Consider the following 24,698-nt stretch of genomic DNA (forward strand, 5'->3'; position numbering starts at 1 on the left):
TTAAGGTGCAGGATCTGGAATCAGGTTTTGCACCTTTTCTATTTCCTTTAAAATTTCTTCCGAAAGAAAAACTGAAGTTGTCTTGATGTTTTCTTCCAATTGTTCCAATGTTGTCGCACCGATAATCGTACTGCTAACAAATTCCTGTTGTCGGATAAAAGCAAGTGACAATTCTGTCAACGTCAGGCCATTTTGCTTTGCAATTTCGTTGTATAAAGCCGAAGCTTTCCTGCTGTTTTCAGAATTATAGCGGGAAAAATTCGGAAACAAATTGATTCGTGCATTCGGATGATTTTCACCAGTTAAAAATTTACCAGACAAAACACCAAATGCCAAAGGCGAATAGGCCAAAAGTCCAACATTTTCACGGTAGCACACTTCTGCATTTCCTACTTCAAAAGTCCTGTTTAAAAGCGAATACGGGTTTTGAACCGTTACAATTTTTGGCAAATTATGTTTTTTACTTTCTTCCAAAAAACGCATCAATCCCCAAGGCGTTTCATTCGAAAGTCCGAAATGCTTGATCTTTCCTTCTTTAATCAAAGCCTGAACGGTTTCTAAAACCTGCTGGATGTTATCTTCCCAGGTTTCTTCTTTAACTTTAAAACCTCTTTGTCCAAAGAAATTCACATTTCGTTCCGGCCAATGCAGTTGGTATAAATCAATATAATCCGTTTGAAGACGTTGTAAACTTTTTTCAACTGAAAGGCGAATCGTAGCATCATTGTATCGTAAATCTTCACGGATATATTCCAGACCACGATTGGCTCCGGCAATTTTTGTAGCCAAGATTACGTCTTGTCGTCTGCCTGTTTTTTTGAACCAGCTTCCAATGATTTTTTCGGTACTACCAGAAGTTTTTTCTCGTGCAGGAACCGAATACATTTCGGCGGTATCGATAAAATTTATGCCTTTATCAAGTGCAAAATCAATTTGAGAATGTCCGTCAGCTTCTGAGTTTTGCTGACCAAAAGTCATAGTTCCTAAGCAAATTTCACTAATTTTTACATCAGTGTCTGGCAATACATTGTATTTCATTTTTTTTATTTGGAAGACTACAAAAGTAGCATTTATGCTGCTCTTTCGAAAGCAATAAAGTGAGAGAGTTCACCTTTTTTATTAAAAACGGGAAAACCTTTGATATGGCAATCATACATCTCTCCCGATTTTTTATAATTCACAACTGTTTTTTCAAAAGGCAAACGGGCATCAATCGCTTTTTTAATTTCGGCACTCGTTTTTTTAGAAGTCGCTTTTCCTTGAAATAATTTTGGGCTTCCGCCAATGAGTTCCTGACTTTCATAACCCGTCATGGTGACAATATTATGACTCGCAAAAACAATTTTCAGATTCGAATCCGTAACAACAATGATATTTTCCTGCTGAAGCTCCTTTTTGAAATCAAAAGACGATGTCCAATTGTGGCTTTCAGTTAAATTCTCAAGCATTTTCAAATCTGATAGATTATAATTGAGGCCCTGAAGAAATTGACCATAAAAATCCCATGAAGTTAAAGGCAATCTATTATAATTTAAGGTGTTATAATAGTGATATTTTGCAGTATCATATTCTCTCAAATCCATTTTTGGAGTATTAAATTCAAGCAAATTTAGTTTTTAATTTAAAAGAAAAATCAATTAGGGTTAAGTTTAACGCTTGTTTAGCCTTGCTTTAAAAGTCAAATTTCAGCTGAACGGCAACTGCCTTTTTTTGTTCGGTGTTCAAATTATTGAGCGAAATTCCAAGTAGCCTTACGGAATCTTTCATTCGTTCTTGATACAATAATTCCTTTGCCGTTTCGAGTAAAAGTGCTTTATCGGAAATAAAATACGGCAAGGTTTTGCTTCTGGTTTGCTGAGTGAAATCGCTATATTTTATTTTTAGGGTTACGGTTTTTCCAGCAACATTATACCTTTTTAATCGTTTTTCGAGTTGTTGGGCAATTATTTCCAGCTTTTCGATCATAAAAATTTCCGATGAAATATTTTCATCAAAAGTATGTTCTGTAGCAACTGATTTTGCAATTCGATGTGCTTTTACTTCACTGTTATGAATTCCCCGAACGACATTAAAATAAAAACTTCCAGATTTTCCAAAATGTTTTACAAGGAATTCTAATGATTTGGCTTTCAAATCCGAACCTTTAAAAATACCAAGCTGGTACATTTTTTCAGTCGTAACTTTCCCAACCCCATAAAACTTTCGGATGGGAAGTTCTTCTAGAAATTCCAAGATTTCATCAGGATTCACCGTTTTTTGTCCGTTTGGTTTGTTGATGTCCGAAGCAATTTTGGCAACAAATTTATTGACTGATATTCCTGCCGAAGCCGTGAGCCCAACTTCATAGAAAATCCTCTTCCGGATTTCTTGTGCAATTAGAGTCGCACTCGGATTTCCTTTTTTGTTTTGGGTAACATCGAGATAGGCTTCATCAAGCGAAAGTGGTTCAACCAAATCGGTATAATCATAAAAAATCTTGTGAATTTGCTTCGAAATTTCCTTATAACGGTCAAATCGAGGACGAACAAAAATAATGTGGGGACAATATTTTTTAGCCAAAACACCGCTAATGGCACTTCTCACTCCAAATTTTCTCGCCTCATAACTCGCCGCCGAAACTACTCCCCGAATTTCACTTCCACCAACAGCTACAGGCTTTCCGCGAAGTTCAGGATGATCCATTTGTTCCACCGATGCATAAAAAGCATCCATATCTACATGGATAATTTTTCTGTCAGTATTAAATGGATACATTTTTTATAAGGCTAAATTAATTATTCAACTGGACCTTCGATGATTACTTTTTTCTTTCTTTCGGTAGGTAAGAAAAAGCTCATAGGTTTTCTTTTAAAATGCTGCCAGATAGAACTGGTTACAAAGCGAAGTTCAAAGATTGAAATATCTCTGGAACGGAAAGCAAGTCCCAACGAAAGGCCAAAACTAACTAGGAAATTGACCAAACCGATAATACCAATGCCAAAAACTCCCCAAAAAAGCATGGTGTTATCCATGACATAATTGGATCCATACATCGAAAGTGCGAGATTTCCGCTTGCAAAAGTGATGTGTCGAATATCGAGATTTAGACCTAAAAACAATCCGATTATTGCCGTACTTCCCATGAAAACACCAAACCAAAAATTAGAAATAATACCAGCCCATCTTTTTTCATAGAGCTTTGCAAATTTCATTGTTCGTTTTTTGCCAATGGTTCTTTTCAAGAACGGATGTTCCTGAATCCTAAAATAAACCTGACCATGTTTGTCTCGATTGGCAACACTTCCTGAAATAATTCCCGACAAGAAAAGAAAAACACCCGCTATTGCTGCATGAAAAATGGCTGCAGAATGTATCGGGCTTATATCGGTTATTAATTTCAGCCATTTTTCGCTGGCCATATTATAGTCAAAAGCATAATCAATCAGCCAAATTCCCAATAATGAAACAGGAAAGGCCATAATCACATTTCCTACAAAAGCAATAAACTGTGATCTAAAAACCCTTGCAAAAAGAATTGCAAAAGCACCATATTTTTCGGTCTTGTCACCTTGTTTTTTCTTTCCTTCTTCCAAAGCTCTAACCAAAGCCGAAGCCGTCATGGCCGGTTGCTTTGTTGCAAGTGTAAAGCCTAAAATATAAATGGCAATAAAACCAAAGGAATAGTTCATGCTGTATAAAAAGGCATGACCAAAATAGCTGGTTTCAACCCTTCCTAACCATAATTTTATAATGCAAAGTATGCCAACAATCAAGCCTCCTCCAAGGGCTGTGGTAAACATCCGGAAATATTCCCTCCGGCCTTCGGTTATATAATGTTCGCCTGTTTTGGCAGTATGTTGCGTGATTTCGTAGGAAATTAATTGGGTACTTTCTGCAATGAATTTCCTGACATTGTTTTTGTAGCAATTGAATTTTATAAGCTCAATTGCCAAAAAGATTCCATTCTTTTTTTCATCCGATTTATTTTCTGTAACCAATAGAGGTAACAAGACCTTTAGTCGTTCCAGCTGTTGGCGAATCCTCAGAAGATTTTGATTCACCCGAAGCGAAATTCCATATTTGGAACTATTGCCGAAGGCTTTTTCAACAAATTCTTCACATTGCTTGTGCAAAACTTGCAATTGTTTATAGGACAAATCATCTGGAAAAATGGAGTACATTGGACCTACTTTGATTCGTTCTTCAATTTCTAGAAGCTCCTTTTCAAAAGCAGTGAACGGACTTTCATATCCGTCAAATTCAGGCACCATCTTGATCACATCGGTTTCCATGGCACGACCACTGATTCGTTGTGTAATCAAGGTCATGGAAATCATCAATTCCGAAAGCGGAGAAATTGGTTCAGGAGTTGTATACAAAGAAGTAAATCCTAAAAGATCATACACACTTTCCAGTTGCTCCATCGGAATTTTCTTTACCCAAATGATATCCGTGTCCAGATAAAAAACCTGATTTAACACATATTCCAGCGTGTCTTTTTGAGGCTGATTGGGCAAAAATTTAGCAAAAATTCTTTTCTTGACTTCAAATAAAAAGTCAACATCTTGCAATATGGCAGCATCCGACAGGATTTTATTGAATTTTTTTTCTTCCAAAATCCCTTTGATATAAACCGAAAGATTATGGCTGTAAAGAGGATGTTGTTTTAGAAAAGCGATTAACTCCGAGATATTAACTAATAGGTTTTTCTTTGGTTTTGAGGGTCTTATAAAACCAATCAGTTGCACGATCAATTCTAAATCATCTTCGTTATCGCGCCATTCTTCGTTATCACTGAAATATCTAGCGATAAATTCTTGCACTGTTGGCTTTGATTTTGATTTAAAGAATTTCATTCGAATAGCTATTTGTGTAAAAATACAAATACGAACTAATAAATGTATTAACTTGCTCATAAAAATTATATCTCGTAGCAATGATTGAAATAGAACGTAAATTTTTAGTGAATTCTACCGCTTTCAAGCGTCAGGCTTTCGCCGAAAAGCGAATTGCCCAAGGTTATCTAAATTCTGATCCCGAAAGAACCGTTCGCATTAGGATTGCAAATGACAAAGGATTTCTAACCATCAAAGGAAAGGGAAATGAAAGTGGCATGTCGCGTTTTGAATGGGAAAAAGAAATTCCAGTGGAAGAGGCTAGAGCATTATTGGCGTTAAGCGAAAAAGGTGCTATCGACAAAACCCGATTTGAAATTAAAGCTGGAAATCATGTTTTTGAAGTCGATGAATTTCATGGCGAAAACGAAGGATTGATTATGGCCGAAATCGAACTTTTATCTGAAGCTGAATCCTTCGAAAAACCCGAATGGTTGGGGCAAGAAGTTACCAATGACGAACGTTTTTATAATGCTTATTTGAGTAAAAATCCATTCAAGTATTGGCTTGACCCTAAAAAATAATCTTCTTAGATTTTCCTTTTTTTATCCGAAAAAGTTGTTCACAATACTTTAAAATTAACTTTTATATTTCTTCTCAAGAAAGCTTATTCTGTAATTTTACAGTATGTATGCTTTAGTCGATTGCAATAATTTTTATGCTTCGTGCGAACGGGTTTTTCAGCCTGAATTCGTGGGGAAGCCTGTGGTTATTTTGTCGAATAATGATGGTTGTATTATTTCCAGAAGCGATGAAGCAAAGGCTTTGGGGGTGAAGATGGGAGCTCCAGAATTTAAGGTTCGGGAAATGCTTAAGGAAAATAATATTAAAGTTTTTTCGTCGAATTATGCGTTGTATGGAGATTTAAGTGAAAGAGTGATGGAAACATTAAAGCTTTTTACACCAAATGTTGAAGTATATAGTATTGATGAAGCTTTCTTGAATTTTGAAGGCGTGAAAGAAGGTGGTTTTGATGAATGTGGTCAAGAAATGAAAAACCGCATCATGAAATGGCTGAGTATTCCGGTTTGTGTTGGTTTCGGAACAAGCAAGACACTTTCGAAAGTAGCTAATAAAATTGCGAGAAAATATCCAGAACAAACCAAAGGCGTTTATGTGATTGATACTGAGGAGAAGCGAATAAAAGCTTTAAAATGGACGAAAATTGGAGATGTTTGGGGTATTGGTTACCGAATGAAAAAGAAATTAGAGGCTCGAAAAATTCTTACTGCTTATGATTTTATACAACCCTATCACCAAGATTTTATAAAAAACCAGATGGGTGTCGTGGGTTTAAGACTTATTAGTGAGCTTAAAGGAGATTCGGTTTTGGGGATTGAAGAACCAGAGAATAAAAAAAGTATTGCCATAACCAGGAGCTTTCCAAAGCAATTGACAGAGTATGATGCACTTCGGGAGCGTGTTTCGACTTTTGCAATGGTGTGTGGCGAGAAGTTACGCAAGCAAAATTCTTGTTGCAACACGGTCATTGTAATGTTAGGAACGATGGATCATAATTCGGAAAACAAGAGAGTTTATTACCATCAATCGGCTACGATTCCGTTTGCAACAAATTCGAGTATAACCATTTCGAATATGGCTGTCAAAATGTTAGAAAAAGTATACGAACAAAATAAGGGACTTCGTTTTAATAAGGCGGGTGTTATCGTAACACAACTTACGAAGGAAGGCGAGAAGCAGTTTCAGCTATTCGAAGAAGAAAATCCGAAGCATCTGGCACTGATGAAGACCATTGATTTCATCAATAAAAAAGCAGGTGATCGAAAAGTAAAACTCGGAACTCAAGGAAAAGTAACCTGGAATATGAGGCAGAATTTATTGTCTCCAAAATACACTACAAGAATAAGCGATATACTGAAAGTGAAATGTCAATAGAGAAAAAAAAGCTTACGTTTTTGAAGCCCGATTTGGAGAGCGAAATCAAAATTCCGTACATCAGTCATGGTGTTTCGGCTGGATTTCCATCTCCGGCTTTGGATTTTATGGAAACCAGTATCGACTTGAACAAGACGCTTATTGAAAATCCTTTGGCAACTTTTTATGTTCAGGTGGATGGAAATTCTATGATTGATGCTGGAATTCAGGACAAGGATATTCTGGTCGTAGACAGAAGCATCGAACCTGGAAATAAAAAAATAGCTATTTGCCTGATTGATGGCGAGTTTACCGTCAAGCGGATAAAAGTAGATACGGATTGCTTGTGGCTGATGCCCGAAAATTCGAGTTATACTCCTATAAAAGTTACAGAAGAAAACCAGTTGATTATCTGGGGAATTGTGACGTATGTGATCAAGAAGATTTAATCTTTTTTATAATGAACATCAGGCAATCCTCTTAAAATCTCCGCACTTTTTTCTGGTGAAATATCACGTTGGGCTTCCCCCATCATTTCATAACCTACCATAAATTTTTTTACGGTTGCACTACGAAGCAAAGGCGGATAGAAGTGCATGTGAAAATGCCATTCAGGATGCTCTTCGTTATCTGTCGGAGTTTGATGGATTCCCGACGAATAGGGAAAAGAAGTCTTGAAAAGATTATCGTATTTTACAGTTATCGTCTTTATTATTTCGGCGAAAGCCAACATTTCTTCCTCTGTCATTTGGGTTAGATTTCCGAAATGTCTTTTGCTTACAATAAGCGTTTCATAAGGCCAAGTTGCCCAAAACGGCACTAAAATCACAAAGTGCTGATTCTCCGAAACGATGCGTTCCTTTTTTTGAAGTTCTTGCTCTACATAATCTTTTAGTAAGCTCCTTTTGTGTTTTTCGTAATATTTCTTGAGGCTTTTCTGGGTTTTTTCTACTTGTGTTGGAAGGGAAGATTGTGCCCAAATTTGTCCGTGTGGATGCGGATTACTGCAACCCATGACACTTCCTTTATTCTCAAATATTTGAACGTAATTGATAAAATCCTTGCTTCCTAATTCGATATATTCTGTTTTCCAAGTATCGATTATTTTCTTGATTGCCTCAACTTCCATTTCTGGAAGGGTAAGATTGTGTTTTGGCGAAAAGCAGATTACCTTATTAATCCCTCTTTCGGGTTTAAATTGAAACAAATCCGATTGTGGCATTTCATCTCGAACTTCCTCCTGAAGCAAGGCGGCGAAATCATTCTCAAAAACATAAGTATCCGAATAGTTCTCATTCTGAATTCCGTTTGAACGTTTGTTTTCTGCACACAAGTAACATTCAGGATCGTATTCTGGAAGTGTGTTTTCGGAAACAGACTCATTTTGTCCCTGCCAAGGTCGTTTAGAGCGATGTGGCGAAACTAAAATCCATTCATCTGTCAACGGATTGTAACGTCTATGTGGATGTTCGTTATTGTTGAAAGCTTCCATACATTATTTTTTGTAGAGTGATGTGCCTTTTGAAATTTTTACTTTATAAGATTTTAAATCGATGCCAAAAGCAACTTTATATTTTTCAGAAATGTTTTTGATGATTTCCTTTTCCTGTCCTTTTTCCACTAAATTAATCGAGCAACCGCCAAAACCGCCACCCATCATTCTGGATCCCAAAACTGATTTTTCGTTTTTTACAGCATCTACTAAAAAGTCAATTTCCGCACAACTAACTTCATATTCATTTGATAAACCTTCGTGGGTTTCATGCATCAATTCGCCTAACTTTTTGAAGTTGCTATTTTCTAAAGCATTAACAGCATCCAAAACCCTTTGGATTTCCTTTACTACAAAAAAACATCTCTTGAAATGGACTTCGCCCAAAAGTTCACGTGTTTCCAAAACCATAGCTTCGGTACAATCCCTAAATGATTCTATGTGAGGAAATTGTTGTTCTAAAATTGAAAAACCTTGTTCCACTTCTTGTCTTCGGGTATTGTAGCCTGATGTAAGATGCGTGTGTTTTACCTTGCTGTCCAATAAAATCAGTGAATAGTTTTTGAAATCGGCTTTGTGGTATTCGTATTCCAAAGTTGTGCAATCCAATTTGATTACTTTATTCTTCTTGCCGAAAACACTCGCAAACTGATCCATAATACCGCAATTCACCCCCACAAAACTATGTTCTGATTTCTGGCCAATTAAGGCGATATCTTCCTTCGACAGGTCAAGATGAAACAATTTTCGCATCGCATAACCAAAACCACATTCCAATGCGGCAGAAGAAGAAAGACCAGCTCCCATGGGAATCGTACTACTGAAAACGATATTGAAACCTTCCAGATTGTTTGTCCTTTCTTTAAGCTGGTGCAAAACGCCAAGGATATAATTGGCCCACATCTTATCAATCGGTTGCAGATTGTCGTTCAGATCAAACTCATGTGTTTCATCAAGGTCTTTCGCAATGATGGTGCATTTGCTGCTTCCAGATTTTGAAACCGCAAAACAAATGTATTTATTGATAGCGGCCGGAAGCACAAAACCATCGTTGTAATCTAAGTGTTCGCCAATAATATTGATTCTTCCTGGTGATAGAAAAACATATTGGGCATCGTTTTGGAATAATTGTGTGAAATGGGATTTTGTATCCTGAATTAGTTTTTTCTTCATTAGTGAAAAAGGGCTTTTCAAATAAGACTGCAAATTACAAGTTTTATAAGAAAAACTTTTGTTTTAAATTATCAATTTACAATAATATAATGACTCTCTTGATGAAATATCAATAGTGGATAATAAAATAAACCATTAAGATATTAAGCTTCATTAAGTCCTCCTTAACTTATCTTAAACCTTAATGGTTTAAATTTTTATAGAATTGAGCTTATTTTAGACCACTCTCAAAATAAAATAATTTTTCTTTCCGCTTTGTAATAATACAAACTGATTATTAACTAGATCATTCGCGGTTAATACAAAATCTTCTTTAATTTTTTCTCTATTTACAGAAATTGAATTTGCAGTTAAAGCACGTCTTGCTTCTCCGTTTGATTTGAAAAAACCTGATTTTTCGTTCAAAACATCAACGATATTGATTCCGTTTTCAATATCAGCTCGTGCAATTTCCGCTTGCGGAACACCATCAAAAACCTCTAAAAAAGTCGTTTCGTCCAGTTGCTTCAAATCTTCCGAAGACGAATTGCCAAACAAGATGTTCGAAGCCTGAATCGCTTTTTCCAACTCTTCTTTCGAGTGAACAAATGTCGTTATTTCTTCCGCCAATCGTTTTTGCAACACTCTTAAATGTGGGGCGACTTTATGCTCTTCAATCAAACCGTCAATCACTTCCTTATCCAAGAATGTAAAGATTTTAATATATTTCTCAGCATCAACATCCGTACTGTTCAACCAAAATTGGTAGAATTTATATACCGAAGTCTTATCGGCATCCAGCCAAATATTTCCACCTTCGGATTTTCCGAATTTAGAACCATCCGCTTTTGTGATCAATGGCGTTGTCAAAGCAAATGCTTTAGCATTTTCGCCACCCATTCTGCGAACCAATTCCGTTCCAGTCGTGATATTTCCCCATTGGTCAGAGCCACCCATCTGTAACATACAGTTGTTGTTTTTGTACAAGTGGTAGAAATCATATCCTTGAATCAACTGGTAGGTAAATTCCGTGAAAGACATTCCTTCACCAATTTCTCCGTTCAAACGTTTCTTTACAGAATCCTTCGCCATCATATAATTTACCGTGATGCGTTTTCCCACCTCACGTGCAAAATCAATAAACGAGAATTCTTTCATCCAATCATAGTTGTTCACCATAATTGGAGCATTTTTATCTGTCGAATTAAAGTCTAAGAATCGAGACAAAACGCTTTTTATTCCCGCCACATTTTTTGCCAACGTTTCCTCGTTCAGCAAATTTCTTTCGTCTGATTTTCCAGATGGATCACCAATCATTCCTGTTGCACCACCCACCAAAGCAATCGGCTGATGTCCGAAATTCTTCAAGTGTACCAACAGGATAATCTGAACCATGCTTCCAATATGAAGCGAATCCGCAGTCGGGTCAAAGCCAATATAGGCCGTCGTGGCTTCCTTTAGCAATTGCTCTTCCGTTCCCGGCATACTATCGGCATATAGCCCACGCCACTTCAATTCTTCAACTAGATTCTTCATTTTTTGTAAATAATTTGCGCAAAGATAACAATTCAAACCCCAAATCTCAACAGTAATTGCGATTTCGATAAGCAAAATTAGGAGCGAATCGCTTGGGTATTTTTGTCCCGAAGCTTCGGGGCATTTTCCCGCCTTCTTTCCAAATCTTTTTATTTTTTTCCTTTAAAAAAATAAAAAGAATTTTCCCTTAAGTCGGGGCTAGAGGGAAATCCATTTTCACTTTGGAAACTTCTGAAAAATCGTTTACAAGATCCTAACAGTCCCGAAGGTTCGGGATACAACCTGTTAGGGATTATTAATCTACCATCAAATTCATAAAAAAGGAGGGTAGAAAATTTATCCCCTGCGAAACACATCCCTAAACTGATACAGCAATCGTTCAATCAATCGCAAATCTTCGGTCACAATATCGGCAGTTCCTGACATTTCCTGCTGGAAGGCGATTTGCTTTTTATAGGAAGTTTTTAATCCTTCTGGCAAGGAAATATCAATCAATAGATTGCCTTCCTTATTGGGAGTTAAAGAAATAGTTTTGATAGTTCCTCTAAGCATCCCAAATTCCCTATCAGGAAAATTAGCCAATCGGATATTGACATCCTGCCCTGTTTTGATCTTTCCGGAATTTTGGGCAGGTGCTTTTACTTTCCCGATATAATTTTTACTCTCTGATGGAATTATCGCAAAGACATCATCTCCTGCTGCTACATTCTGGCTTGGTGTCCAAATCTGCAAGAAGGTCACTTTCCCCTCAATTGAGGAACGGAGTACATAGTTGAGTTCCCAGTTCTTGATGGCTTTTTTCAACTCATAGAAAGCTTGGATCACGTTTCGTTCCAAAATCACATTCTCCTTGGTTTCATTGATTTTGGTAGTCTTGGTATTCCGGCTCAGATCATTCAACGAGGATTTCATCTGGGAAACCGAACTTAGTAGGCTCTTATAGTTTTTTTCAGCCTGAAGATAGATCAATCGTTGCTTTTCTATTTCCTGGGTGGCAATTATTCCCTTGCTGTAGAGCTTTTCATGGCGGTCAAGGTCACTTTTTTGCAAAACTAGCTCGTTCTGAGTAATGCTCTTTTGTGATTCCAGCAAGGTCAGCCTTTCCTTGAGTTGCAAATATTCATAGCTTTGTGCAGTGCCTTCTATCTTGTAGGGTTGGAGTTTGGTGTTCAACTGGTCGGCAATATATTCCTTTTGAAAAATGGCAAAGGTGCTTTCCACTTCTCCCAATTGTGCATTCTGCAATGCTTCAAACGGGAAAGGACTTTTGTTTAAATTTAAAGTATCAATAATACTCTTTAATAAAAATATATCTTCAAAGTTGGCACTGTTTTCTATAACAGCAAGGGGTGTATTCTTGGCTATATCTTGTCGGTCTGTAACCAATATGGTTTCAATCCTGCCCGAAGTTCGGGCTACCAATTTCTCGGGTGGGGTTTGGGTGGTAATGATAATCTGGGTGGTGATGAGGTCTGGGTATTTTATGAACCAGGAAATTAAAAATAAGATGATTACAAAACATAATAATATTGTGTTCCCCCATTTAAACATAGATTTTGGTGGTGCCGAAAGTACATCTCTTACTTCTTCACTATAAATTTTTAAATCTTCTTGTAGCTCATCCATAATTAATTTCCTAATTCCAATTGATTTTTTACAAGCTCATAGTATTTCCCTTTTTGCATTGTCAATTGAATATGATTCCCCTGCTCCACAACTTCGCCATTTTCCAAGACGATGATGTTGTCGGCATTTTTGACCGTACTCAATCGATGTGCCACAATAACTGACGTTCTTCCTTGCAGAAAAGTATTTAATTTTTCCATTATTATTTTTTCATTATTGGCATCCAATGAACTTGTCGCTTCATCAAAAAAAACATATTCAGGGTCTTTATATACGGCTCTAGCAATCATCAAGCGTTGTTCCTGTCCACCGCTTAATCGGATGCCAGAAGTACCTAATTCTGTATTGAGTCTGTTTGGCAATTTTTCAATAAAATCTTCAATATTTGCAATATGAGAAGCCATCTTCAATTTATCTCGATTAATAATAGTATTTTGTTCTGATTCGGATATATTTCCTGCAATTGTATCATTGAAAATAAAAGTTTCTTGCAATACGGCACCACAGTTCATTCGCCAATAATCATTATGGATTGAATTTAAATCAATAGTACCAATACTGATTGAGCCACTCGTAGGTTCATAAAATTTCAGTAGCAGTTTTATTAAAGTTGTTTTTCCGCTACCGCTTGCACCTACAATGGCAGTTGTCTTTCCTTGCGGTATTTCTAAGTTTAAGTTTTTCAGGACTAATGCAGAAGATTTACTGCCATATCTATAATTTAAATCCTTGATAATTATTGTTTTTTTTGTTGGTAATTCTTTTACTTTATCTTCCTTAACATCATCTTCCTCTTCCTTAGAATGTACCTGCCAAAGACGCTCCAGACTTATTTTTGCATCTTGCCACAGCTGAATAAAACCAATAAAATTACTCAATGGTAAATTTAATTGACCTACAATGTATTGGATGGAAAGCATCATCCCTAAAGTGATTTCACCATTAACTACTGCCGTAGCCGACAAAAAAGTGATAATAATATTTTTAAGTTCATTGATAAAATTAGAGCCGATGTTTTGATATTGTGCGAGTTTGAGACTACTCATTGAGGTTTTAAACAAGCTAATTTGAACTTGTTCCCATTTCCAACGGTTTTTTCTTTGGGAATTGTTTGTTTTTATTTCTCTAACTCCATTGATCATCTGTATTAAAGAAGTTTGACTAGTGGATTGCTCATCAAAACGTTTAAAATCCAGCTCTGCTCTTTTTTTGAGAAAAAAAAATGTATAACCTACATATAAAATGGCTCCTATAAGGAATACAATAAAAATTTTAATATTGTAAAACGCCAAGACTCCATTAAAAACGCCAAAGAGAATAATAGAATAAATCATATTGAAAGAGGACGAAGAAACAAAGTTCTGAACTCTTGCATGGTCCTGAATTCTTTGGAGGTGCTCTCCTGTATTACGAGTATCAAAGAAATTTACCGGTAATTTAAGCATCTTGAACAAAAAATCTGATACCATTTTTATGTTAAACCTTCCTGAAATATGCAAAAACAGCCATTCCCTAAAAACAGAAACTAATGTCTGAGAAAGAAACAAGACAATCTGTGCTATTAGAATCAAATATATAAAAGACACATCACCATTATTAACACCCACATCTACTACCGATTGCATAAGGAAAGGCATGATAAATTGGATGCTTGTACCTACCAACAAACCGATTAATAACTGGTTGATTAGCTTTTTGTAAGGCCTTAGATAAGGCCATAAAAAGCTAAACCCTTTAGTTTTGGTCTTATCTTCTTCTAAATTATAAAAATTGGCATTAGGCTCAAGTAATAACACAAATCCCGTTTTATCACTCGTATTCGTCCACGCTTCTAAAAACTCCTGATGTGAATATTCAAGCAAACCTTGGGCAGGATCGGCAACAAAGATTTTATCTTTTGCCGTTTTATATACCACAACAAAATGCTTCTGTCTCCAAGGAGCTATAAAAGGTGTGGGGGCTTCACTGACAAGGCTTTCCATGGCAATTCTCATTCCAAGGGTTCTCATTTCTATAGCTTCTGCGGCATCAGCAATGCCTGCCATGGTAACTCCCATACGAGTAATGCCTGCTTTATCTCGCAGGAACTCCCTAGAGAACGTTTTACCGTGAAATTTGGCTATCATTCTCAAGCATGTAGGGCCACAATCTCGATAGTCTAACTGTTTATAGAAAGGAAATTTGTTTTTTTTAAGCATTCTATTTTTGAACTGTTTTTAAAATGTCATTTCGCATTGTATTTAATGCATTTTTATCTAGAAAATGTTGGTTATAGTATACGCCTTGCAAATTTTCTAATGTTTTTAAATCTTCCAAAGGATTGCCGTCTAACAATATGAAATCAGCATTTTTTCCTACTTCAATAGTTCCAAAATTCTCCTTGAAGAAAGTAGCAAAATTAACAGTTGCCATTTTTAGAATTTCATAATTGGATAATTCGGTATTTTTCAAAAGATTCATTTCGCCCAAAACACTGAAACCTGCAATCATATATTTTGACGACGCATCTGGGCTTAGTAGCATCGGAACCCCAGCTTCATTTAATTGCTTGATGATTTTATATTTTTGGTCAAGTGCCTTTAGTTCATTGACAACTTCTTCTTTATAAGCCGTAACCCCCATTTTTTCACGGTATTTCTCCGTTCCTTCTATCCATTCTTCCATCTTAGCTTTCGAAACGAACTCCATTCCAGGCATCTTGCGTGATTCTTCTGTAGTATAGCGTCCCGAACCTACACTGTACCAAGACAGAGTTGGACATATGGTAATGCTTTTCTTTTTTAATAAACTTATTCTTCTTTGAATTGTTTCTGTATTTTCTCCTGCCAGTCCTCCCAAATGTTCAAAAGAAGTGTAGCTGGAATTAAAAATGACATCTTCATTTACTTCATTTCCTGATGCTAAACGTGGATAATGTCCTGCAAGAGACATTTTATATATTTTACAAATACTATCCAATTGTTTAAACATGGATTGATTTTTGATGCTCAATATTTTAATTAAATCAAGATTTCGTTCTTTAGATGCTTTAACAAAACTCTCCATTTCTACAAGTGTCAAATCCTGTCCTCTACTTATGGGTGGGGGAGATAGATACAACTTTGGATAATAGCTGTCAATTGAATTGTATTTTTGTCTCCAACTATAATGATTCCAATCACCACGCATGGAACGTAGCTTTGTTACACCGTTAATCAGGTTCAGTTTCAATATTATTTCCATTTCTTTTTCTGTGGAGGGAAAATGCACATGGGCATCGGATAAAGATGGCATTATGAATTTACCCTTAGCATCTATCGTTTGTTTTGCTCTTCCTCTTGTTTTGTCAGCAATCTCTATAATCTGTCCGTCTTTAATAGCAACCATTTGATTTTTTAAAACTGTATTGTCCTTCATTGAAATGATTGAAACGTTTTTAATAAGAAAATCTGGTTCTTGTGCATGACTAATAAAGTAATTTGATAAAATCAGTGTTATTAAAATAACTATTTTTTGCATGCTTAGTGTGTTTATATTTCCTTTTTGATCAGGATAGGTTATGTTGAGGCAATAATTTTTCTAAAGGGTAATTGTACTATATACAATTGTAAAATGATCTATTCCATTAACTTTCCAATTGTACTGCTAAAAAAATCATAATGATTGTTTTCGTCTTTTTTTAAAAAATTCTGATACGAGTTTAACTCACAAAATTCATCATATCGGAAGTCTAAATCCCGATGACTTAAATCAAATTCATCAATTAGTTTCTGATATTTATTTAGAATTGTTTGACATTTATTGTAAAGCTCATAATAGTATGCTTTTCCCTTTTCTGTGTACACATAGTCTAAATCTAATAATTCTAAACCTGTTTTAAATCGAGGAATCATATCGGTCATTCTGCCTAACAATTCATGTTTCTCTCGACCTCTGAAAATCTTTTTAGACAGCAAAATATCAAAACAAACAATGCGTTGTGTTACAGTAAAGAGTCCATGAAAAGCACCATAAACCGTTCTATAATCCCATTGCTGATCTGTTAAATCTCGCATAACGATGTTGTCTACGTCAATCTTAAAGTACTCTTTTCTATCATGCACCACGTAATATAAAAAATTATGTGAGCCTTGATGAATTAACTCTTCAATAAAATAAATTATATTTTGAGTACCCAGTACATAAAAGTAAAGCATTCCCAAGGTTTCAATTGAAGCAAAATTTAATATTTTAGGATTGTCATGCAAGTAAATTCTTCTATTTGAAAAAACAAGCTCTTTATAAAAAAAAGGTAAATGTTCTTTTATAACTAAAATAGCCTTCTCTAAAGTTTGATGATTTTCTATCCAAACTGTATTATGCAAAGGTTTAGGGTTTACTATATGACCTTTATAGGATTCTACAAAATAGCTTTCTAAAAGCGGATGACAGGATTTTAAAATTTCAAACTCGTCTATTTTTAATAAATTCTCCATTTTATTTGCGTTTCTATCAAAATAGCCGAGGTTAGGCAAAAATGCAATCCCATTGTTATTTAACGACGCTTTCAGGTGTATGTTTTCTTTTTTAAGAAAATAGCCTTGCATTATTTCAATTAGCATTTCTGGAGCTGACTGATTATTATTTTTGCCATTGAAATACGCAAAGAGTAATGGTTCTAAAAAGATGTTATCATCCTCAAAGTTAACTTTTTCTAGCAAAGATGGATTTTCTTTGTAAATAAGGAGCTTGATGGTGTCAATTATTTCATTCTGATTTTTTTCCATTACTTTAAGATTTTATAAATACATTAAGCTTTAATTTTAACTCTATTTTCTTATCTTCCCGTTTTATTCTCAGATGCAAACTGTCATTGGCTTTGAGATCTTCGACAAACTTGTCGAGGTCTATTTTTTCTACAGGTACATTGTTTACTTCAATGATTTGGTCGTTCATCCGGATTCCTTTTCTATACGCCTCAGAGTTTTCCACAATCCCTGCTATAATCCACTTTTCCCCTGTATCGAAAAAAGAAATACTACGAAACAATTTATTTTTATTTCTGTTAAAATTTTTATTAGGCTTTAACCATATTTTTTCTTTCTGATGATCAAAAATTATATTAAAATCATCTAATAAATCGTTCCCTATGATTCCCATGTAGTTGGGATTTGCCAACGCACCCAAAGTATCAGTTGAAACGGTCATAATCAGTTTTTTTAATTTAAATTTTCCTAGATCAGCTGCCACGACAGGTAAAAAATATCCGTTTGAATCCCCTCCTACACCACCTTTTGCAAAAAATTTCTTTTTATCCGTTGCGTTATGGATACCATCTGACATAAAAAAATTGCTGTTCAAAATAGTCTGATCAGACCCAGTATCAAGCATAAACTTCCCTTGTATCTTTTTCCCATTCTTCAATATTATTGACAAGGGGAGATAAATTTTGTAATCTTCAAATTGTGCATTTACTGATTCATATCCTTTAACCGAATTTATGAATATAATTTTTTGGGAAACATAATCTATCATATACGGTTTTTGTGCAAAAGTTTGAATCCCAGCGATACCATCTATCGTTTTTCCAACCATACTTTTCAGATCAAGCATAGCAGTTGATGTCGAAAAACGATCTTCTTTCTCGCTAAACTTAAAATGGATAGTATCTGTAATTAATTTAGCAGTTCTAGTTGAGTTTCCTATACCACTTATTTTAATGTCCTTAGTTTTGTAATCAAGTCCATTTTTATTGCAAAACAGTGAATCTAAACTTACTCCATTCCATCCTGTGTCAAATATAAAGTTACCATGAATTTTGTCTTTCACATTTACATTAAGGTACAGGTGGTTATTGTATCGGATAGATATCGAATCTATTGGTGTAATTTTTTTTGAACAGGAACCAAAAGACAATGAAGACATAATGAGGAGAAAAAGTTTTTTTTTCATGGCTTAATTATTAAAAGATAAGCGGAGATTTCTCCGCTTATCTTAAATGTAAACTTCCCAAAAAATTAAATGCTTTTAGGGGAAATTAAAATTTAATTTTAATTGTTCCAGTAAAAGTCGGTTGACCTCCAACTGGAACACTAACTCCAGCTCCAATTTCCCAAGATGTTGAAGGTGTAGAAGGTGCTACTGTAGTTGGTGCAGCTGTCGTTGGAGCATCATGACAAGCATTGTCTGTACCTCCACTAATACTAGCCAATAAATCATTTGAAGCTACAGCTTCTGCTCTTTCTTTTAGAGCGTCTAAACTTAATTTCATCTTGTTGTTTTTTAGATGATTAATAAATAATTGTAAAACTCTGATAGCATCCCAATATTCATTACTCACCCTGTACACAAACTTTCACAAATTTATAGAATTCTATCAAGGCTAAAATAAATGTGTTGCTTAGAAGATGACGCTACTTTTTATCCTAAAAATGTTAAAATCGATGATTTATAAAAAACCGCTCAGAATAGCTTCCTCTACTAGACTGGAATCTTCTTTGACATCGAAAGCAGCTTTCATCTGTGCTATACGTCGTTGGATAGCACTAAGAGAAAGCAAAAGGGTAATCTCAATTTTTTTTAACTTGTATCCTTTTGAAAGATAGAGTAAAATTTGACGATTGGTATCATCTACCATTAAATCCTTTTTCCAGATTTCCTTGATGATGTTCTTGGCTGTAGGGCTCTGATGATTGTTTCCTTCAATTATTTGTAAAATAGTCCAGGGTAGATTTTCAGGAGTAATATCATTTTTTACAATCAGCCCATCCGGTTGCAGTTTTTTAAAAATGTCATAAATAATCAATACTTCTGTATGGGCGGTAATCATGATAATTTTACAATCTGGGTGTTGCTGTTGAATCAACCTAGCCAAATCAATTCCTGAATAAATATTTTCAGCCTCATGGGAAGGCAATCCATAATCAATTATAGCTAAATCAAACAAAACAGGATAGGCTAACCTTAAAAAAGCTTCTTTGCAGCTATAGGCTTTGTAAAAGGAAGGTGATTGAAGAAACAAGCCTTTCAAAGATAAGCTCTCTATGTATCCCGATACAGTCATTGGATGGTCATCTACAACAAGTACATTCATAAAAAAAAAATTAACAAAGTAGATACTTTTTATAGCTTCAGAAAAAAAAGCCTTTGCGTAGTTTGCACCGTTTATTTAAATGCGTTATGCAATTCTCCTTTATATTAGTTGACAATGATGATTCCTACATGAAGGAAACGCTAGAACTTTTAGAAAATTTTCCTGATTATTTTTGCGTTGGACATTTCAAAGATAATGAAATGGCAATAAAACAAATAATAAAACTAAAACCGCAACTGGTTTTGATGCGAATTGGGAACAAATTTAATAATAATGTGTTATCGTTTCAGACAATCGCAGAATTATTTCAATATGTGCATCCAATCCCTTATTTTATTGCATTGGCTTCATCTCCAGAATTTGCATTAGATGCTATACAGTCGGGTTTTTCAGATTACTTGATGGGACCGCTATCAGTGCACCAATTAGGAAAATCATTTTTCAAGTTTGAGAAGCGGGCACCTGAAAAAAAAAGCACTGTCATTTGTATCAAATCCTACAGCGACTACCAGTTTGTAAATCTTGAAGAGATAGTATATCTAAAGGCAGATAATAATACTACAGATATACAACTTATAAATGGCAAGGTAGTGAATGCCTATAAAACCCTGAAGCATTTTGAAAATGCATTGCCTTTTTATTTTCTAAGAATTCACAAAAGCTATATTGTGAATGTGAACCACGTTTCCAGGATACACTTTAGCAAATCCAAATGCTATATGAACTATAAGGAAGTACTACCGTTTTCAATCACTTACAGGGAAAATATAGAGGTAATAATTAGAAAGATTGACATCTGATGGGTAACCGATAAAAATCATAATTTATGATAGAGGATTTCGCCCTTTAGAAATAGGACAAACCTCTCAGATCCTACTACTTCACTATTAACTCTCTCAAAATAAAATTTTTACAAATTTTACCTACTTAATTTGCAACTGATTTGAAACACTAAATCACTAGAAGCTTCTACTTCGCTATCAAGTTTGGGGAAACATTTAATACATAAAAAATGTCATAACTGATAGTTCAGAATAGCTAATTCCCAGCTTTTCTAAAAAACGTAACCCGCATTTTGCGGAAGTTGCTGAATATACTCATAGTTACAAAATTTATTTTTATGAAAAAGCTATTTATTTTTACGAGTTGTTGCTTTATAGCAATTCTTTTTACAACATCTTGCACCTCCGAAAGCATCGAAGACGACAAAACAATAATACAGAATAACAATACCCCTCAAGTGCCTACTCCACCACCTCCCATTGAGCACGGAGACGATGACAAGGATAAGGATAAAGACCGTGATTAGAAACAATAACCCAAATAGATTTATTTTATTTGGGTTATTTTATTTATTTTTGGTTAGATTACTTACCAATCATTAAAATGTGTAAATTAAAGATCTGCCTGTACTTCGTTTTTTTAGTAGGGATTACGGCTTGTGTCCATAAAAGTGAAAAATCTGATACGATAAACATTGATAAATATTTTGATAGTATTAATTCTGAATCGATAGAAAATGCAATAAAATTGAAATATGTTGATACTGCATACCATTTGCTGGCAGCTGAAAATAATGATGCTACAAACAGGAAATTGATCTCGATATTGGCAAGGGAATATTTCATATTAGATCAAAATGATGCTTACTTAAAAGCTTCCAAAGAATTATACAGCCAATCAATTTTAGCACACGACACTTCATATACAGCAAAGGCATTATATTATATTGGAGATTATTATGAAAATGAACGAATCACCGATAGTGCCTTTAAATACTATTCCAAAGCAGAAAAATTATATGGGATTATTAAAGACACATTAAATACTGGTCGTACAAAGCTTTATAAGGCTGGAGTCTTATACGATGCTGGTATTTTTACTGAAAGTGAGATTCAAACAGCGAAGGCATTGGAGTTTTTAAATACCACAGAAAATGAGAGGTTGGTGTATGAAGGTTACAACTTGATGGCATTGAATCTTAAGGAGCTTAATGACTATACGAATTCCATGAAATATTTTAACTTGGCCTTGGAAAAGTTGGACATACTGGAACAAAAAAAATATAATCCAGATAAACTTATAAAGTCTAGGGCATCTATTTACAATAACTTGGGAGGGCTTTATGAAAAAACAGAAAAATATTCCGAAGCTATCAAACTCTATCAGAAGGGAATCGAAACACAAGGAATTAGGAAAAATCATCCTAGGCTGTATGCTATGTTATTGAACAATCTAGCAGAATCTTTATCAAAAACAGGAAGCACTCATACTAAAATTGAAGAACTATTGTTGGAATCTTTAAAAATAAGAGAGGAAAATAAAATTGAAGAGGGTATAGTAAGCAGTAAAATTAGCATTGGAGAATTCTATCTGCTTAAAAAAGAAACAAAAAAGGGTATTGAATACATTAGAGAAGGATATGAATTGGCAAAAAAAATCAGCAGCAGTTATGACAGTAAGAAGAGTTTGAAGTTGTTATCCACAATTGATAGTCTAAATAGTACCTATTACAATAATCTTTATATTAGACTTAATGACAGTCTCCAGCAAGTCGATAGAATAGCTAAGAACAAGTTTGCTAGGATTGCTTATGAGACAAATCAGATTGAAAAGAAAAATGCATTTCTTTCAAAGAAGAATAGGATTATTACAATAGCCGGATTGGTTATTATTCTCATATTGGGATCGGTCATGACAATTTACAGGCTTAAATCAAAAAATAGAGAACTCTTGCTGATAAAGGACCAAAATGAGGCCAACGAAAAAATTTATCAGCTGATGCTGATGCAAAAAAGTAAAACTGATGAGGTTAGAGTAGAGGAGAGAAACAGGATTGCTATGGAATTGCATGACGGTATAGTAAATAGGGTTTTTACCACCCGTTACAACTTGATGCAACTTCAATCGGAACAAAAGGCTAGAAAGGAAGAATTGGTTCAAGAGTTGATTGCGGCTGAAAATGAAATTAGGAAGGTTTCACATGAACTACAGGAGAATCTATTATTCGAGGATAAAATTTTTCAAAATGCTTTACAGGATTTAATTCAGATGCAAAAAAATGAGTTCGACACTGTATTCGACCTCTATGTTGATAAATTTATAGAATGGTCACAAATCACAAGTGAAAGTAAGGTGCAGATGTATAGGATAATACAAGAAGCCGTACAGAACATAAATAAATATTCCCACGCTAAAAATGCTGATATAATGTTTCTAAGGACAGGTGAGAAAATTACAATATACATTGAGGACAATGGTGTCGGTTTTGATTCAGGAAAAGTTAAGGGAATGGGTTTGAAGAATATAAAACAGCGTGTATTGGCTTTGAAAGGCGAACTTAGCATAGTTTCAAATAACGAGGGTACTATTCTAAAAATTGTATTTTAAAAGTATATTAATTGATTATATTTCAAATTGGCTTGTTTTCAACTATATTACTCTATCAATAGCTGGCAAACTATTTCTTCTTTTTACTATCATAACATAAATTTTCAGCATCCTTTATTAAACTTTAAGTATCTTCATAATTGATGAACAAGATTTCTGATAAGATGATATTAATATCCCAACCCTCTTTTTCCAATTCACAAATCCCACAATTTTCCAATTATCTCATTACCTTTGCCGCTATGGTTTTAGTTACAGGAGCAACAGGTTTGGTAGGTTCGCATTTGATACTGCATTTACTCGAAAATGGAGAGGATGTTTCGGCTATTTACAGAAGTGAAAAATCCATTGCAAAAACAAAATCGCTGTTTGAACTTTACAAAAAAGAGCAGTTGTTCACTAAAATCAATTGGATTCAGGGCGATATCAACGATATCCCTTCTTTGGAACTTGCATTCGAAAACATTCAATATGTGTATCATTGTGCAGCTTTCATCTCTTTTAATCCCTTTGACGAAGAAAAAATTCGGAAAATCAATATCGAAGGAACTTCCAATATCGTCAATTTTTGTTTGGATAGAAAGGTTAAGAAATTAGCCTATGTCAGTTCGATTGCTGCTTTGGGAGATTTACCCGATTATGAACAAATTATCACCGAAAAAACCGATTGGAATCCGGAGAAACCCCACAGTGATTATGCGATTTCAAAATATGGTGCCGAAATGGAAATTTGGCGTGGACAACAGGAAGGTCTGGATGTTGTTGTAGTAAATCCAGGTGTTATTTTAGGGCCAGTCCCAAGTGTTCCAGGTTGGAACGAAGGAAGCGGAAAAATTTTCTACAAAGTTGCAAAAGGCTCAAAATATTATACCAAAGGTTCATCTGGGTTCATTGCCGTTACCGATGTAGTGCAAATTATATACAAAATGATGAAAGGCAATTTTTCGGGAGAACAATATATTCTAGTTGCCGAAAATATCATCTTTCAAGACCTGATGAATGAAATTGCCGAAAGTTTGAAGGTAGAGAAACCTACGGCTTACGCCAAAAAATGGATGACCGAAATAGCCTGGCGATTGGATTGGATTTGTGCCAATTTGTTTTTTGCCAAAAGAAAACTTCCCAGATCAGTTGCAAGATCCCTTCACACTACCGATTTATATTCGAATGAAAAAATAAAACAGGACATAGGTTTTGAATTTACTCCGATAAAGAACTATATCAAGGAAATTGCAGGCTACTATAAAAACTAGTCTTTTTGCTGTAGCTTTTCCTTCAGTTTAATACCACGCTTTATAGAATCCACATTTTGCAGCGGTTTTGGCTTTTTGGGTTTCAGTTTTTTTGTATTATTTGCTACAAGAGTGTCGAATTTATTTTTTTCAGCCGTTAAGCGTTCTTCTACACGTTGATACATTTTCATGTATTCGTGAACATCAGAAGCATAGTAGTGATTACTGCTTACAAATTGCAAACTGTCGATATCATATTTCTGGTAGATATAAGTAGAAGGCGTGATGTTCTTTTTCTCTAATGAACTAGGGTTGTTGGATTTTATAGATTCCAAAACCGCCAGATCATAGAGAATGTTTTCCATCACCTCTTCATCAATAAGATTATCGGGTTTCTCAACAGCTGTTTGCTGACAACTGGAGAGTAGGAGTAAAGCGGTAAAAAAACATAAAACCTTTTTCATCTTCTA

At 35.0% G+C, this 24,698-nt stretch carries 22 protein-coding genes; 7 read left to right on the forward strand and 15 right to left on the reverse strand.

Going from position 1 to position 24,698, the window contains the following annotated elements:
- The 4 genes from G508_RS0107025 to G508_RS0107040 all read right to left on the reverse strand — a co-directional run bounded on the left by G508_RS0107025 (nucleotide 1) and on the right by G508_RS0107040 (nucleotide 4,835).
- The gene (locus G508_RS0107025; RefSeq protein ID WP_026704653.1) at nucleotides 1-1,038 is read right to left on the reverse strand and encodes an NADP(H)-dependent aldo-keto reductase; all 1,038 of its coding nucleotides are present in this window, start codon (nucleotides 1,036-1,038) and stop codon (nucleotides 1-3) included.
- A 32-nt stretch (nucleotides 1,039-1,070) separates the two neighbouring features.
- Nucleotides 1,071-1,583 carry a PAS domain-containing protein gene (locus tag G508_RS0107030; protein WP_026704654.1) on the reverse strand — a complete coding sequence of 171 codons (513 nt, stop codon included), beginning with the start codon at nucleotides 1,581-1,583 and terminating at the stop codon, nucleotides 1,071-1,073.
- An 88-nt stretch (nucleotides 1,584-1,671) separates the two neighbouring features.
- Nucleotides 1,672-2,754 (reverse strand): DNA polymerase IV, encoded by a 1,083-nt coding sequence (gene dinB / locus G508_RS0107035; RefSeq protein ID WP_026704655.1) that lies wholly within the window; start codon nucleotides 2,752-2,754, stop codon nucleotides 1,672-1,674.
- Nucleotides 2,755-2,774: 20 nt separating this feature from the next.
- On the reverse strand, nucleotides 2,775-4,835 hold the full coding sequence (locus tag G508_RS0107040) for a recombinase (RefSeq protein WP_026704656.1): 2,061 nt from the start codon (nucleotides 4,833-4,835) through the stop codon (nucleotides 2,775-2,777).
- An 80-nt stretch (nucleotides 4,836-4,915) separates the two neighbouring features.
- Here G508_RS0107040 and G508_RS0107045 point away from each other — a divergent pair, with 80 nt between their 5' ends.
- The 3 genes from G508_RS0107045 to G508_RS0107055 all read left to right on the forward strand — a co-directional run bounded on the left by G508_RS0107045 (nucleotide 4,916) and on the right by G508_RS0107055 (nucleotide 7,198).
- On the forward strand, nucleotides 4,916-5,398 hold the full coding sequence (locus G508_RS0107045; RefSeq protein WP_026704657.1) for a CYTH domain-containing protein: 483 nt from the start codon (nucleotides 4,916-4,918) through the stop codon (nucleotides 5,396-5,398).
- A gap of 103 nt (nucleotides 5,399-5,501) precedes the next feature.
- On the forward strand, nucleotides 5,502-6,770 hold the full coding sequence (locus G508_RS0107050) for a Y-family DNA polymerase (protein WP_026704658.1): 1,269 nt from the start codon (nucleotides 5,502-5,504) through the stop codon (nucleotides 6,768-6,770).
- Entirely contained in the window at nucleotides 6,761-7,198 is a 438-nt protein-coding gene (locus G508_RS0107055) for a LexA family protein (protein WP_026704659.1), read from the forward strand. Before G508_RS0107050 ends, G508_RS0107055 begins: the two co-directional genes overlap by 10 nt.
- Here the strand turns inward: G508_RS0107055 and G508_RS0107060 are convergent.
- From G508_RS0107060 to G508_RS0107110, 10 genes are all read right to left on the reverse strand, one after another.
- A complete protein-coding gene (locus G508_RS0107060; RefSeq protein WP_026704660.1) occupies nucleotides 7,195-8,241 on the reverse strand; it encodes a UDP-glucose--hexose-1-phosphate uridylyltransferase in 1,047 nt (348 codons plus the stop codon). The two genes, G508_RS0107055 and G508_RS0107060, sit on opposite strands and share 4 nt — an antisense overlap.
- Nucleotides 8,242-8,244: 3 nt before the next feature.
- Nucleotides 8,245-9,414: a galactokinase gene (gene galK, locus G508_RS0107065; protein ID WP_026704661.1), complete on the reverse strand. Its 1,170-nt coding sequence runs from the start codon at nucleotides 9,412-9,414 to the stop codon at nucleotides 8,245-8,247.
- Nucleotides 9,415-9,630: 216 nt separating this feature from the next.
- Nucleotides 9,631-10,929: a tyrosine--tRNA ligase gene (gene tyrS / locus G508_RS0107070; protein WP_026704662.1), complete on the reverse strand. Its 1,299-nt coding sequence runs from the start codon at nucleotides 10,927-10,929 to the stop codon at nucleotides 9,631-9,633.
- Nucleotides 10,930-11,265: 336 nt separating this feature from the next.
- Nucleotides 11,266-12,555, reverse strand: coding sequence for an HlyD family secretion protein (locus G508_RS0107080; RefSeq protein ID WP_026704664.1), 1,290 nt, complete (start codon nucleotides 12,553-12,555; stop codon nucleotides 11,266-11,268).
- A gap of 2 nt (nucleotides 12,556-12,557) precedes the next feature.
- Entirely contained in the window at nucleotides 12,558-14,753 is a 2,196-nt protein-coding gene (locus G508_RS0107085) for a peptidase domain-containing ABC transporter (protein WP_026704665.1), read from the reverse strand.
- 1 nt (nucleotide 14,754) lies between these two features.
- A complete protein-coding gene (locus tag G508_RS0107090) occupies nucleotides 14,755-16,053 on the reverse strand; it encodes an amidohydrolase family protein (protein ID WP_084625927.1) in 1,299 nt (432 codons plus the stop codon).
- 98 nt (nucleotides 16,054-16,151) lie between these two features.
- The gene (locus G508_RS0107095) at nucleotides 16,152-17,300 is read right to left on the reverse strand and encodes a hypothetical protein (protein WP_026704667.1); all 1,149 of its coding nucleotides are present in this window, start codon (nucleotides 17,298-17,300) and stop codon (nucleotides 16,152-16,154) included.
- Between the two features lie 4 nt (nucleotides 17,301-17,304).
- Nucleotides 17,305-18,465 (reverse strand): PDZ domain-containing protein, encoded by a 1,161-nt coding sequence (locus tag G508_RS0107100; RefSeq protein WP_026704668.1) that lies wholly within the window; start codon nucleotides 18,463-18,465, stop codon nucleotides 17,305-17,307.
- 85 nt (nucleotides 18,466-18,550) lie between these two features.
- Nucleotides 18,551-18,784, reverse strand: coding sequence for a hypothetical protein (locus tag G508_RS18690; protein ID WP_157485897.1), 234 nt, complete (start codon nucleotides 18,782-18,784; stop codon nucleotides 18,551-18,553).
- A 177-nt stretch (nucleotides 18,785-18,961) separates the two neighbouring features.
- Nucleotides 18,962-19,606: a response regulator gene (locus G508_RS0107110; protein WP_035694329.1), complete on the reverse strand. Its 645-nt coding sequence runs from the start codon at nucleotides 19,604-19,606 to the stop codon at nucleotides 18,962-18,964.
- Between the two features lie 86 nt (nucleotides 19,607-19,692).
- On the opposite strand from G508_RS0107110, the gene G508_RS0107115 reads away from it, so the two are divergent.
- The 4 genes from G508_RS0107115 to G508_RS0107130 all read left to right on the forward strand — a co-directional run bounded on the left by G508_RS0107115 (nucleotide 19,693) and on the right by G508_RS0107130 (nucleotide 24,249).
- Nucleotides 19,693-20,406, forward strand: coding sequence for a LytR/AlgR family response regulator transcription factor (locus G508_RS0107115; protein ID WP_026704670.1), 714 nt, complete (start codon nucleotides 19,693-19,695; stop codon nucleotides 20,404-20,406).
- A gap of 320 nt (nucleotides 20,407-20,726) precedes the next feature.
- Nucleotides 20,727-20,915, forward strand: coding sequence for a hypothetical protein (locus G508_RS0107120; RefSeq protein ID WP_157485898.1), 189 nt, complete (start codon nucleotides 20,727-20,729; stop codon nucleotides 20,913-20,915).
- 77 nt (nucleotides 20,916-20,992) lie between these two features.
- Complete coding sequence (locus G508_RS0107125) at nucleotides 20,993-22,996, forward strand: ATP-binding protein (RefSeq protein WP_026704672.1); 2,004 nt, start codon at nucleotides 20,993-20,995, stop codon at nucleotides 22,994-22,996.
- Between the two features lie 164 nt (nucleotides 22,997-23,160).
- The gene (locus tag G508_RS0107130; protein ID WP_342662953.1) at nucleotides 23,161-24,249 is read left to right on the forward strand and encodes an NAD-dependent epimerase/dehydratase family protein; all 1,089 of its coding nucleotides are present in this window, start codon (nucleotides 23,161-23,163) and stop codon (nucleotides 24,247-24,249) included.
- Here the strand turns inward: G508_RS0107130 and G508_RS18695 are convergent.
- The gene (locus tag G508_RS18695) at nucleotides 24,246-24,692 is read right to left on the reverse strand and encodes a DUF4296 domain-containing protein (protein ID WP_051197494.1); all 447 of its coding nucleotides are present in this window, start codon (nucleotides 24,690-24,692) and stop codon (nucleotides 24,246-24,248) included. The two genes, G508_RS0107130 and G508_RS18695, sit on opposite strands and share 4 nt — an antisense overlap.
- Nucleotides 24,693-24,698 lie beyond the last annotated feature (6 nt).

Source organism: Flavobacterium soli DSM 19725 (assembly GCF_000422705.1).
GTDB lineage: Bacteria > Bacteroidota > Bacteroidia > Flavobacteriales > Flavobacteriaceae > Flavobacterium > Flavobacterium soli.